Source organism: Streptomyces sp. NPDC033131, from assembly GCF_055578365.1.
This window is the reverse complement of sequence record NZ_JBVIPA010000008.1, coordinates 9342-23029: the sequence shown is the minus strand read 5'-3', so window position 1 is coordinate 23029 and position 13688 is coordinate 9342. Positions and strand designations below refer to the sequence as shown.

The 13688-nt window shown below is 75.7% G+C and carries 5 protein-coding genes; all 5 read left to right on the top strand.

Annotated features, from left to right (window positions below; translation table 11 throughout):
- Window positions 1-394 precede the first annotated feature (394 nt).
- The 5 genes from ACZ5XS_RS13080 (at window position 395) to ACZ5XS_RS13060 (ending at window position 13636) form a co-directional block, all read left to right on the top strand.
- Window positions 395-1261, top strand: coding sequence for a DUF4132 domain-containing protein (locus tag ACZ5XS_RS13080; protein ID WP_468650626.1), 867 nt, complete (start codon window positions 395-397; stop codon window positions 1259-1261).
- A complete protein-coding gene (locus ACZ5XS_RS13075) occupies window positions 1258-6153 on the top strand; it encodes a DNA-binding protein (RefSeq protein ID WP_468650624.1) in 4896 nt (1631 codons plus the stop codon). Before ACZ5XS_RS13080 ends, ACZ5XS_RS13075 begins: the two co-directional genes overlap by 4 nt.
- A gap of 99 nt (window positions 6154-6252) precedes the next feature.
- Complete coding sequence (locus ACZ5XS_RS13070) at window positions 6253-7413, top strand: ATP-binding protein (protein WP_468650622.1); 1161 nt, start codon at window positions 6253-6255, stop codon at window positions 7411-7413.
- Window positions 7410-11657, top strand: a complete 4248-nt coding sequence (locus ACZ5XS_RS13065) for a DUF5682 family protein (protein WP_468650620.1) — start codon at window positions 7410-7412, stop codon at window positions 11655-11657. Before ACZ5XS_RS13070 ends, ACZ5XS_RS13065 begins: the two co-directional genes overlap by 4 nt.
- A complete protein-coding gene (locus ACZ5XS_RS13060; protein ID WP_468650618.1) occupies window positions 11654-13636 on the top strand; it encodes a hypothetical protein in 1983 nt (660 codons plus the stop codon). The genes ACZ5XS_RS13065 and ACZ5XS_RS13060 overlap by 4 nt, the downstream gene beginning before the upstream one ends.
- Window positions 13637-13688 lie beyond the last annotated feature (52 nt).

Here is a 13688-nt window from a genome sequence, read left to right as displayed (position 1 = left end):
GGTGGCCCCGGCGCCGCGCTCAGGGGCGCGGGTAAAAAAGGTGAGGTCAGCCGGAGGCCACGGGAGTGGACTTGATGAACTTCCGGATGCGGGCAGCGCCCATCTCAACGACAGCCATCGGTCACACCTCCCAAGCAAGGTCACCCACGGCAACCGCAAGTTGCCGCTCGAACACCCCCGACTCTAGAGGTACCCGGGGCTGCGGCGCCATCGAATTACGGCGCACCTGACGGCCACTCGCAGACGCCGCAGGCATTCTCGCCGTTCCGCGCCGGAGGCTCCGCCGGACCGCTTGTCAGTTGCTACCGATAGCGTTCGCCGCATCGTCACAGCGAGACCGGGACGCACCGGCTCAAGCGTGCTGTTTTCCGGACGGTGTCAGGGGTGGGGACCGATGGGTTGGTTGTCGGCGGGCGAGGGGTACGAAGTCGCCCTGGTGGACGGCCGGGTGGCCGCGCGGGCCACATCCGGACGGGCGGCGGGGCGGCAGTTGAAGTCGCTGCCGAAGGCGGTGCGGGAGCACCCGGAGACGGACCGGCTGCGGCGATTCGGCGAGTGGCTGGACCGGCACGCGGTGGCGTGCGTGGCGCAGGTGGACACCTGGATGGTGTCGTCGCTGCCGGTGCCCACCGGGCTGTTGGCCCGGCTGTGGCCGGACGAGGCGTGGCAGTCGGCGCTGCGTGACCTCGCGGTCGTCGGGGACGACCCGGACGAGGTGGGCTTCCTCCGGGACGCGACGGACGCCGGTGAGCTGCGGGTGGTGAACCTGGACGGCGAGACGGTCCGGCTGTCGCCGCGCACAGTGACGCTGCCGCACCCGGTGCTGCTGCCCGACCTGGAGGACCTGCGGGAGTTCGCGGCGGAACTGGGCGTGACACAGCGGGTCGAGCAGATCCACCGGGCCACCTGGCTCAAGCCTGACGGCCTCGCGGAAACGGTCACCGAGATACGGGAGTTCGCGGGCGGGGCGTACGACTCGCGGTTCGGGCTGGCCGCGCGGGCCACCTCGCTGGGCTATCGGGTGTCCGGCGGCTACGCGACCTGCCGGGTGCGGGACGCCGGCCGCAGCGTCGAGGCGTCGGTGTGGATCGGGGAGCCCTACTGGGACGGGGACACCGAGACCGGCGGCCTGACCTGGAGTGACGAGGAGGGTCGCACGGTGCGGCCGTCCCGGGTCGGCCCGGTTGCCTGGTCCGAGGGGATGCGCATGGCGGCGGCGCTGTACGCCGGCCGCAAGATCGAGAAGGGCAAGGGCGCATGAGCGACACGGGGACCATTGCGCAGGCGGAGGCCGTCGAACTGCTGACGGCCGGGGCGGTGTTGCCGCCGGGTACGGAGGGGGCCGGTGAGCGGGCGGTGCCGCTGACCGCGCGTGCGTACCGGCATCCGGGGCTGGACGGCCGGGTGGTGGTGCGGCTGGTCGCGGCCGAGCTGGGCGCGGCGGAGGACCTGGCCGCCGGTTTCCTCGGCCTGGAGCCGGACGGCGAACCGGCCGACGTCGGTCTCGGCCTGCGGCAGTCGCTGGGTTTCCCGGAGTGGGTGCTGGTGCACCACCCGGCGGACGGCCACCACGCGCTGGGCGTCGTACCGGAGCTGGACCGCGTGGCACGGCAGGCGAAGTCCAAGCCGAAGGCCGCGCTGGACGCCTATCAGCTGCTCGCCGGTCAGCTGGCGGCCGCCGTGCCGCACTTCCTGCCGACCTTCTACGAGCAGGCCGGCCGTGTCTTCCTGGGGGTGGAGAACGCCACGTACGCGGCGCAGATGTTCACCCGGGCTCGCACGTCCGAGGCCGAGCACGGCCTGACCGTCGAGGAGGACCGGCTGGACGCGGTGTTCCTGGAGTTCGCGCTCGCCGGGGCGCTGCCGGTGAAGGTGCTTTCGGGATACGCGAAGGAGCTGGTCGCGCGGGTCCCGGCGCAGGAGGCGTTCCGCCGGTTCCGCCGGCTGTGCGTGCGACGTACGGCAGGCGGGCTGGCACCGTCCGCCCAGATGGCGGGCGATCTGCGCAAGCTGGCCAAGGCCGCCGGCCTGGACCCGGTGGCGGAGGAGGGCGCGTATCTGGCCGAACTTCTCGCGCTGCCGGCCACTTTGCGGGCGGCGGCGGGCTGGTGGAAGGCCCACCGGCCGGCGCTGGCGGCACTGGCCCGGCAGGAGCCGGAGGTGCGCGGGACGCTGCTGGAGCTGATGCCTTCGAGCGACGACAAGGAACTGCCGGGGCTGTGGCTGGAGTTGCTGGAGGAGTCCGGCGCCACGGCGGGGCTCTGCGACGACACGCTGCCGGAGGCCGAGCGCCCGGCGGACGGGGCCGCGGGCTGGCTCGGGCGGTTCCTGACGTTCCGTAGGACCGGATGGTATCGGCGCGGCCGCCTGCCGGGGCTGTACCCGCTGGTGGAGCGGATGGCCGACCGGCTGCGCGCCGAACTCGCCGCGTCCGGTGGGACGTTGCCGGCCACCACCGACGACGTGGACCTGCTGGACCTGCTGCTGTCGCTGGAGGTGCCGGTCGCCGACCCCGAGGAGAGCGACAGGCTGAGCCTGGAGCAGTGGGCAGAGGGTGAGGACCGGCGCGATCTCATCGCGCTGGAGGCCGATGCCCGCTTCCGGCGCGCGTTTTGGCGCGGGGCCGACTGGTTCGGCAACGACAAGGACGGTCTGCGGGCCCTGCGGGTACTGGCCCGGTCACCCGGCGGGCGGCCGATGCTGACGGAGTGGGTGCGCGAGGTCGCCGGGCGGTTCGCCGCCGGCGGTCTGCCGGAACTGCCCGACGCCCTGGGCCGGTTGACGTGGCTGCCGGGCGAGACCCTGGCCCTCGCCGAGCACGAGGTGCGCGCCGCGGTCGGGACCGACCTCGCCCCGGTCGTCGTACGGACCCTGCGGGCCGGGCTCCTCGACGAGCTGGGCTGGCCCGCCTGGGAGGAGGCGGCCGCCGCCCTCGTACCCGCCAAGGACATCGACGACCTCGTCGTCGCGGACGCCTGGCCGCACCTGATCACCTCCGGCTCCTCGCAGGTCCGGGTGCTGGGCGCCGAGGGCACCGTGCTCACCCACGACCTGCGGATTCCGGACAAGGACCGCTACGGCGAGCCGGGCTGCCACTACGTGGACGGCGAACTGCTCGTCTACTGGCGGTCCCGCGAAGCGAACGGCGAACTGCGCGGCTACTGGCACCACTCCGCCGACCGCCGGCAGCCCGTGCAGGGCTCCGGCACCCGGGGCATCCAGGTGAACTATCTCGGCAACCTCGGCGCCGTCACCCTCCCGCTGCCCGGCGGGGGCCGGACCACGGGCACCGGTGTGGTGCACCGGGGCGACACCGCCGTGCCCGAGGAACGGTCGGTGATCAGCGACGGCACCTCGTACTGGGTGTGGGACTGGGACGGCCAGAACCGCGAGACCGCCGGGTGGTACGAGTACGACCCGGCCACCGGTGAACGCGGCCGGCAGAGCCTGCCCGGCTTCCTCGCCGACGCCACCCGCACCGCCCCGGTGGGGAGCACCTTCGAGTCCGGCTGGGTGCTGCCCGCTCCGGACGGCGGGTTGCTGGGCTGGCGCCTGGTGAAGCTGCCCGACGGCTCACTGCGCGGCGAGGACCCGGCCGGGAACGCCGTCACCCTGCCCGCCGACGCCGGACGGCCGGTGCGCGCGCTGCTCTTCCCCGGCGCCGACCGGCCGGTGACCGTCGTCACGGGCTCCTACGACCTCACGCTGATCGACCAGGACGGCGTCGTCACGGCCACGGCCAAGACGGACAACCGGCCCGGGACGTTCGCGGCCGGCACCCTGGTGCTGCCCCCGCTGCGCTTCTGGCACTTCCTCCGGCCCCGCGACCCGCGGGGCTCCGAGGCGCTGCGCCGCGTCGACCGCGACACGGCGGCGGCGCTGCTGACCGACGCCGCCCGGGAGCGCGGGGCAGCGGACCCGGACGAGTTGCCCGCGCTGATCCGTACGCTGCTGCCGCAGGTCAGCCATGACGCGCTGGTGACGGGCATCGCCGCCGTGGTGCGGTTCGCGGCCACCCAGCAGGCCGCGCTGGACGCGGCGGCTGCCCGGCTCACCCTGGAACTCGAGGGCGGGCAGCCGGACGAGGGGCTGATCGGTCCCGCCGACCAGGTGCTCGCCGCCGCGCTCAACGGCCTCGGCTTCGTCAACTCCTGGTACGGCGCCGATGACACCGACCAGGTCTGCCGCCAGCTGCGCTTCGTCGGCCAGGCGTTGCGGGACGCTCCCGAGCCGGCTCCGGCGATCCGCCTGCACTTCGACGGGCCGGAAGTGCCGTGGGCGAGGCTGGACTGGACGTCCCTCCCCGACCTGCCCGCCGCAACGGCTTTCCGGGCCGCGGCCGCGACCACCGAGCCGGAGCACCGGGACTCGTTGGAGGAACTCCTCCGTGAAGTGGACACCCAGGGCCTCGCGGTCCTCGAACCGGCCCGGTGGCGACGTTTCGAACTGCGTCTCGACAGCAGCCTGTTCACCCTGGCCGACGGCAAGGAGCGGGCCGGGTCCTGGCTGCGTCTGCTCCGGCTGGGCGGCGGCGCGTTCCTGGCCTTCGTCGACGTGGAACGCCCGGACACCGGCAGCTGCGAGTTCACGGCGCTCTTCCACGACCCGGCCGGACTGTTCGAGGTCCCCGCGCCCTACACGGTGGCGTCCTCGGCCCCGATGGGCGAGGCCCGGGAGGCAGGGTGGCTCGGGGCGTTCCTGAGCGAGCTGGCCGGGCGCGGTCCGGCGCCCTGGTTCCCCGAGGCCGCCGAGGAGTTCGCCCGCCTGACCGGGGTCACACCGACCACGGCCAGGCTGATCGTGGCCGGCCTCCCCCAGACGGACACGTACGGGCGGAACTTCCTCAGTCCCGCGGCACGTACGACGCTCGGGGTGAAGGTGGCCGACGCCGCCCTGGCCAAGGACGAGCTGCGCGGCCTGGACGCGGGCTTCCGGCGGGCCGTCGTCCGGGCGCTGCTGCCCGCCGAACCCGCACGGCTGTGGACGGAAGGCCCCGACGTGGCCGCCGCCGCGCAGGTCTGGAACGCCGAGCTGGGCCGGCGGGCCGCGGTCCCCGAAGCGCTGCTCGCGGAGGCCGTCCGCGCGGTCAGGACGTCGTGGGAGCCGAGCCGGGCACTGCCCGCGCTCCTCGACCCGGCCGCCGAACCGCAATTGAGCCGCGATCTGACCTGGCACGTCAGCGGGGACCGGGTCCACCCGGTCGACACGGACGCCACCGGCTTCACCGCCCACACCCTGGTCAGTACGGTCGCCCTGGCCGCCTGGCTGGCCCACCGGCTCCCGGCGGGCGACCCGATCCGGGCCGCCCTCCCGGCCGCGCTGGCCGCCGTACGGGACCGGCTGGCGGGCCCCGGGCTGATGCTCGACCTCGACCAGTACGTCAGCCTGTCCGACTTCCGCAAGGTGGCCGGCGCCCCCACCGAGACCGGCGAGGGCTACGAGCGCTACGGCGCCGTCATCATGGCCACCCACGACGACCAGCCCGCGCCCGGAATCCGTACGGCACTGCTGGACGAGGCCGGGACCGACCCGTACCTGTCCGTGCTGCGCACCGGAGACCAGCGGCCCTTCCCGGCCGAGGTGGCGCTGCGCACCGCGGGCGACCCGCGTTTCGCGGCCCTTCTGGCCGATCCCGGTGACCCGGAGGCGGGGGCGCGGGACAAGGACGGCACCTGGTGGCCGCAGGACCCCGCCCGGTCGGTGCCCGGCCTGGTCGGCGAGGCGGCGAAGGAGTACGGCATCGGGGAGGACGCCGCCGTGCTCTACCTGATGCTGCTGGCGCTGCCCGACCCGACCGACCGCAACACCGCACGCTGGACGGGGTGGCAGCAACATCGGGGTGGGGCTGCCCGGCTCAAGGCCGCCCGCGCCGAACTGGCGGCCTCCGGTCTGGTCGTCGAGGCCAGCCGCTCCCGGGCGGGGCGTTCGCTCTTCCTGCCCGGCGGCTGGGTGGACCCCCGGTCCCCGCGCCTCCCGCTGGAGCAGTGGAAGCTGCCGCTGTACGACCTGGTCGGCGGCGACCACCCGGCGCTCGGGGTGATCGTGCCGGCCGAACCCGTCGCCGACCTCTACCGCAGGGCCTGGCAGCGGGTCCGCGAAGGCGACGGCCCGCGATTCCAGGAGCTCAAGGTCCGTCGCGGCCGGCGCCGCTGAGCCCCCTGGTCGACGGGGTGCGGTGCCGGGCGGTCCGGCGCCGCACCCCGCCCCAGAGCCCGACTTCCGTATGGCACCCCGTAAAGCACAAGGAACCTCATGACGCTGATGGAACAGGCGACGGCCCTCCCCGCCCGGCAGGCGCTGCCGGCCGAGGAGCGCCACGCCACCGAACTCGCCTTCCTCGCCGCCCACGACGACGGTCCGCGCCCGCCCCGCTGGGCGCTGACCCCGCGCGCCGTGGTCACCTTCGTCTGCGGCAGCGGCGGCGAGACCCTGCAACTGCCGAAACCTCATGAGACGCTGCCCGCGCGGCTGGCCATAGCCCCCAAGTTCGTCGGCGAACGCGCCCTGGTGGAACGCTGCGTGGTCACTCTCGCCGGTGAGCGCGGCCTGCTGCTGGTCGGCGAACCGGGCACCGCCAAGTCGATGCTCTCCGAGTTGCTGGCCGCCGCCGTCAGCGGTACCAGCGCCCTCACCGTGCAGGGCACCGCCGGCACGACGGAGGACGCGTTCCGCTACGGCTGGAACTACGCCCTGCTGCTCGCCCAGGGGCCCACCCCGCAGGCCCTCGTGGCCTCCCCGGTGCTGACCGCCATGCGCGGCGGGCAGGTCGCCCGGATCGAGGAGATCACCCGCTGCCTGCCCGAGGTGCAGGACGCCCTGGTGTCGATCCTGTCCGACCGGCGCCTGAGCGTGCCCGAACTCGCGGGCACAGCCGACGCGTTGGTCCCCGCCGTCCCCGGCTTCAGTGTCATCGCCACCGCCAACCTCCGTGACCGGGGCGTCTCCGAGATGTCCGCCGCCCTCAAGCGGCGCTTCAACTTCGAGACCGTCCACCCCATCGCCGACGCCGACGCCGAGACCGCCCTCGTACGCGGCCAGGCCACCGCCGCCGTCCAGCGGGCCGGTGCCGCCTTCGCTGTGGACGACGCCGTACTGGACGCGCTGGTCACCGTCTTCCGCGACCTGCGCTCCGGCCGCTCGGCGGAAGGCTGGGACATCGAGCGGCCCGGCACGGTGATGTCCACCGCCGAGGCCGTACAGGTCGCCGCCTCCCTGGGCCTGGCCGCCGCCTACCTCCCCGCCGGGGACCTCCTCGACCTCGTACCCGGGCACCTCCTCGGCGTCGTACGCAAGGACGACCCCGCCGACCACGGGCGCCTGCTCGGCTACTGGGACGGCCCGGTCCGCCGTCGCGCCGAGGACGGCTCCGCCATGTGGCGCCGCCTCTGGGACCTGCGGGAGAACCTGCGTTGACCGTCGACCAGGCGGCGGTGACCGCCGCGCCGCCGAGGACATCCGTCGCCGACCCCCGGGAGGCGGTGGCAACCCTCGCGGCCTCCGTACGGCCGTACCTTCTCGGCATACGCCACCACAGCCCCGCGCTGGCCTCCGCCGTGCCCGCCCTGCTGGACGCCGCCGGGGCCGAGGTGGTGTGCGTCGAGCTGCCGGCCGACTTCCAGCGGTGGCTGCCGCATCTCGCCGACCCGCGCGCCGTCGCCCCGCTGGCCGTCGCGGGCGCCGGAGAGGACGGCGGGCTCGCCTTCTACCCCTTCGCCGACTTCTCGCCGGAACTCGCCGCGATCCGCTGGGCCCGCGAGCGAGGGGCCGCCGTGCTGTGCTGCGACCTTCCGCTGGCCGATGCGGGCTGGTCCGCACCGGCCGGGGCGGACCCCGGCGGGGAGACCCCGCCGGCCCACGCCGGAACCGTCTACGCCGATGGCCTCACCGCCGCCGGTACCGGCCGCGACGGCGACGACCTCTGGGACCGCGCCGTCGAAGTCCTCGCCCCCGGCTGCACCCCCGAAGCCGTCCGCCGCGCCGCCCTCGGCGTCGGCTGGGCCCTCCGCCAGGACGCGGCGGCCACCGGTGGCGTCCCCGCCACCGACCTCGCCCGCGAAGCCCATATGCGCCACGTCCTCACCGAGGCCGCCGCCGACGGCCGCCGCGTCGCAGCCGTCGTCGGCGCCTTCCACGCCCCGGCCCTGGCCGGCCCGGACGACCCGGTGCCGCCCGTGGCCGATGCGAGCCGCGCCTCGGGGAACGCCGCCGCTGCGGACGGCATGGGCCCGGGCGGACCCGCTACCGCACCGGACACGGCGGCGTCGGGTGGCCTCGACCCTTCCGCGTCGAGTCCGGCGGGCACCACTGGGTCCGCCCCAACCGTCGTCCCGGTCCCGCCGGGCAACCCCGACCGGTCCGCGTCCGGCCCGACCGGTGCGGAAACCCCCACCCCCGCCCCGGCCGCGGTCCTTCGGCCGTCCACCGGGCCCGGGTCCGGCACCGCGACCGACGGGACCGTTCCCAACGGCCCCAGCGGCGCCGCAGCCGACCTGTCCGGTCCGAGCAGCACCGCTTCGGTCCCGGTCCTGCCCGGCGGCACGCCGAACGCGGCAACGCCGCACAGCGTGGGAGCCGACGCGGCCGGCCACGGCATGCCCGAGGCAGGCGCGAACCCGTCCGGTTCGCCCGGCGCGGAGCCGACGAGTGGGGCCGCGCGCCCAGCGCCGGTCACCTCGCTGGTCCCGTACGCCTTCGATCTGCTGGACTCGCGCTCCGGATACCCCGCCGGAATCCGCGACCCCCGCTGGCAGCAGGCGGTCCTCATGGCCGGCGGCGACCCCGGCCGGGTGCGGGACGCCGCCGCCCGCGCGATCACCGCGCTGGTCCGGGAGTTGCGCGCTGCCGGGCACACCGCGGGCACGGGTGAGGCGGCCGAGACCCTGCGACTGGCCTGCGACCTCGCCAGGTTGCGCGGCCTGCCCGCACCCGGCCGGGGGGAACTGCTGGAGGCGGTGACCACCGTGCTCGGCCAGGGCGAACCCCTGGGCCGGGGCCGGGCGCTGGCCCGCGCGCTCGAAACGGTGCTGGTCGGCGCCGAGCGGGGACGCATCGCGCCCGGCACGCCCCGATCGGGTCTTGGCCCGTCGGTGGAGGCGGAGTTGGCCGCGCTGCGGCTGCCTGGCCCGGACAGTGCGGAACCCCGTGAAATGCGCCTGGACCCGTTGCGGTCCGAACTCGACGGCGGACGGGAGATCCTTCTCCAGCGGCTCCGGGTGTGCGGCGTCGGATACGGCGAGCCGGTCGCGGTGGCCGGTACGGGGGACGCGTCCGCCCTCACCACACGATGGCGGCTGGCCTGGACCCCGTCCGTGCCGGCGCGGCTCGACCTGGCGGGCGTACGCGGCGTCGACGCCGCCCAGGCCGCCGCCGGAACGCTGCGTGAGACGTACCGTCGCGAGACGGCCGACGGCGCCACCTGCGCACAGCTCCTGAGCGGTCTGCGCGACGCGGCCCGGTGCGACCTGCCCGATCTGGTCGCCGACCGTCTTGCCGAGGCTGCCGTCGTCCTTCCCTCCGCCGCCACCCTCCCCGAACTGCTCGACGCCCTCGACCTATTGGAGGCGCTGCGCCGAGGCCACCTGCCCGGCACCACGCCGGAGGGTCGCGGGCAGGCCGCCGAGTTGGCCGTCACCCTGCTCGAAGCCGCCATGCGGGCACTGCCCGGACTGGCCGGCGGCGACGATCCGCAGGACGCCGCCGCGCTGGTCGCCCTGGCGGCCAGGGCCGGTGAACACCGCCTGGGGCTGCGGATGGACGACGCCCTGGGCGCACTCGCGCGCACGGGCTCCCCACTCGTCCAGGGGGCGGCGTCGGCGGCCAGGGTCCTGCTCGACCTCGACAGCCCCGACGCGCTCGGCGCCCGAGCCGCGGGCTGGGTCGACACCGCGACCGGCCCGGACGGCCGCCACCGCCTGGCGCGCCTGCTCACCGGCCTGCTCACGGCCGCCGGACCGCTGCTCCAGGCGGCCCCCGCCACCCTCGCCCCCCTGCTGGACCGCATCGACAGACTCACCGACCAGGCCTTCCTGGACCGGCTGCCCGCGCTGCGCGGGGGCTTCGACGCTCTCTCCCCGGCGGACCGCGACCGCCTGCTGCACACCATCACCGAACGCCTCGGCGACCGGCTCGACCTCACGCTGGCCGCCCCGCCCGAACTCATCGCCCTGTGGACCGCCGCCGACACCGCCGGGCTCGCCGCGCTCAACGCCCTGGGCCTGCCGGTACCGGCGGACGGCGTGCCCGGTGCCGACGGCTCGGCCCATCGGGTGGCTCAGAGGCCCCTGGACACGTCCGAAGGAGCCCGCGGATCGACGCAGCCGCCCGGGACCGCCGTGGCAGCACCCGAGCACACCGAGCCGCAAACCGCGAAGGAAACACCGGCTGACGCCGGACCTGCCTTCACGCGACCCGCGGTCCCAGCCGCCGTCGCGGCCGCGCCCGGGGCTGCGGCCGCCCCTGCGGGGACGGGGGGCGAGCCGCCTGGCGCACCGGCGACCACCGCGTCGGCCGGCACCACGACGCCAGTGGCGAACGGGGCGGAGCGGCGCCTCGTTCCCGCCGACCGGTGGCGGCTGTTGCTCGGCCGGGAGACCGACCGGCTCTCCGCCGGAGCCCGCCGTTACGCGCACGCCCTCGACGAGTTGTACGGGGCCGGGCGCGGCGAGGGCGCCACCGACCTCGGCGACGGAACCGGCGGCGGCCAGGAGGGAGCCTTCCCCACCGCTCGCGAATGGGCCGAGGAACTCGACGCCCTGTTCGGTGCCGAGGTCCGGGAGGAGGTCCTCGGCAGGGCCGCCGGCACGGGCCGCACCGACGTACTCACACAGCTCGACCCGGCCGCCGTACGCCCCTCCGTCGAACTGCTGGCCTCCGTCCTCTCCCTCGCCGGAGGTATGCCCGAGCAGCAACTCGCCCGGCTCCGGCCGCTCGTACGCCGCCTGGTCGACGAACTCGCCCGCGAACTCGCCACCCGGCTGCGCCCCGCCCTGACCGGCCTCGCCACCCCGCGCCCGACCCGCCGTCCCGGCGGCCGGCTCGATCTGCCCCGCACCCTGCGGGCCAACCTCGCCCACACCCGCCGGCTCGACGACGGCCGGACCGTCGTCGTTCCCGAACAGCCGGTCTTCAGCACCCGGTCCCGGCGCGAGGCCGACTGGCGGCTGATCCTCGTGGTCGACGTGTCCGGCTCGATGGAGGCCTCCGTCATCTGGTCGGCGCTGACCGCCGCCGTGCTGGGCGGCGTACCCACCCTCTCCACCCACTTCCTCACCTTCTCCACCCGCGTGATCGACCTGACGGACCAGGTCACCGACCCCCTGTCCCTCCTCCTGGAGGTACGGGTCGGCGGCGGCACCCACATCGCGGCCGGGCTCGCGCACGCCCGCTCGCTGGTGACGGTGCCCAGCCGCACCCTCGTGGTCGTCGTCAGCGACTTCGAGGAGGGGTATCCGCTGGGCGGCCTGCTCGGAGAGGTACGTTCGCTGGCCGCGTCCGGCGTCCACCTGATGGGCTGCGCCGCCCTGGACGACACCGGAGCCCCGCGCTACTCGGTGCCCGTCGCCCAGCAACTCGTCGCGGCCGGAATGCCCGTGGCCGCCCTGAGCCCACTCGCCCTCGCCCGCTGGGTGGGCGACCGCCTCCGCGGAGAATCCCGATGAACGAGCAACTCCCGCCCGTCGCCCCGGATGTGGTGGCCGCCGCCGTGGAGGGCCTGACCTCCCGGCTGCGCAAGAAGCTGGACGCGGCGATCGAGCGGTACGCCGCCGTGCCCGCCGCGGTCGACGGCGACACCGTCTCCGTCGACTGCGGCGAGGACGCCGTGGTCACCCTGGCGCCCGGGCCCTCCGGTACGGTCACCACCGCCGACCAGGCCCGCTGCACGTGCCTGCTCGCGCCCCGCTGCCTGCACCGGGCCGCAGTCCTGGGTGCCTGCCCGGTGGCGGACACGGAGGCCACGGCGGCGGAGGCCACGGCGGCAGGGAGCGCGGCCACACCCGAGCCCTTCGCGGCCCCGGAACTCCCCGAGCCGGTGACCGCCGCTCTCACCCCGGCCCAGACCACGGCGGCATCGGACCTGTGGTCGGCCGCCGCGGCGGTCCTGGCCGCAGGGGTGCCCGCCGCCGGAGCGGTGCCCCAGGCCGAGCTGCTGCGGGCCGCCCACACGGCCCGCCTGGCCGGCCTGCACCGGGCCGAGACCGCCGCCGTGCGCGTCGTACGCGGCCTGCGCGGCGCACGCGCCCGGCACGACGGCCATCGCCTGGCCGACCTGGTCGCCGCTCTGCGCGAACTCCTGCTCACCACGCGCCTGTTGGCGGCAGGCCACGCCGACCCGGCCCTGATCGGTACCGCCCGCCGCGGCTACCGGCCGGGCGACGGCGGTCTGCGCGTCCACGGGGTCTGCCGCGAGCCGGTGATCAGCGCCACGGGTTACGGCGGCGTGGTCACCCACCTCGTCACCGACGACGGCCGCTGGTTCTCCGTCGCCGACGTCAAGCCCGGCGGCCCGGCCCGCGCCCTGGGCGCCGCCACGGCTCCCGTCTCCCTCGGCCCGGCCGCGCTCGACCACGCCCAGCTCGCGCGCGGCGGCCTGCTGATCACCGGGGCCACCGTCTCCCCGGACGGCCGTCTCGGCTCCGGCAAGGGCGTCCGGGCCACCCCCCTGACCGGCGTCCCCTGGTCATCGGGGCCTCTGGCCGCCCTGTTCGCCCGCCCACTCGCCGACACCGTCGCCGATCGACTCGCTACGTCACCCGAGCAGAACGGGCGGACCGGCGAACCGATCGGCTGCGACCTGGTCGTCGTCGGCGCCTCCGGTGACCACCTCCTGGCCCGCGAACTGCCCGCCGCCACCGGCCCCTTCATCCGTCTGGCCCCCGCCGACGCCCACCCCGACCTCGCCCACACCGCCAACCTCCGCCGACTCGCCTCCCGCCCCGGCCTCCACATACGCGTGATCGGCCGGCTCGACCCCGACCGGGCCGCCACCCTGCACCCGCTCGCCGTCGGCCCGGTACCCGGCACCGAAGCGACACTCCGTCTGCCTCCGGAGTGGCTGGACCGCGCCGATCTCGGCTATGACCGCATCCAAGGCGCGCATCTTCCGCCCCCCGACGCCGGTCCGCCTGCCGAAGCACTCACGCGGTCCCCGCCCGACCCGCTGGCCGACTCGCCGCTGTGGCGGGTGCGGCGGCTGGTCGAACTGGCCGTCGCCGGAGGCCGCCGTGCGGTCGCCGAGCCCACCCGCAGCGGCGATCTCGGCCGCGACACGGCTTCCCTGCGCCGTACGGGATTCCGCACCGCCGCCGACCTGGCCGCGGCACTCACCGCAGCGGCCGACCGCCGCACCCGTGACGTCTTCGGCCGGCTCGACGAAGCCGACCCCGACGACTACTCGTCGGCCTGGCTCGCTGCCGCAGTCCACCTGGCGAGCACCGAACGGGTGCTGGTCCAGAACACCTGGCAGGCCCGCCAGGAAGCGCCGGAGGCATCGGTGACGTCAGGGGAACCCGCTCGTCCCGTCCCGCAGCGTGGACCGGGTACGCAGGGCGGCGAGGCCGGCCCGATCAGGGCGACGAGCTCACCGACCAGGGCCGCTCGCCGCGCGCCGGGCCAGGCCGCGGCGCCCGGGGTGAGGTAGGGGTGGCCGCTTCCGTACTGCTCGGTGCCCCGGTGCCGGTCCCAGCCGGTGT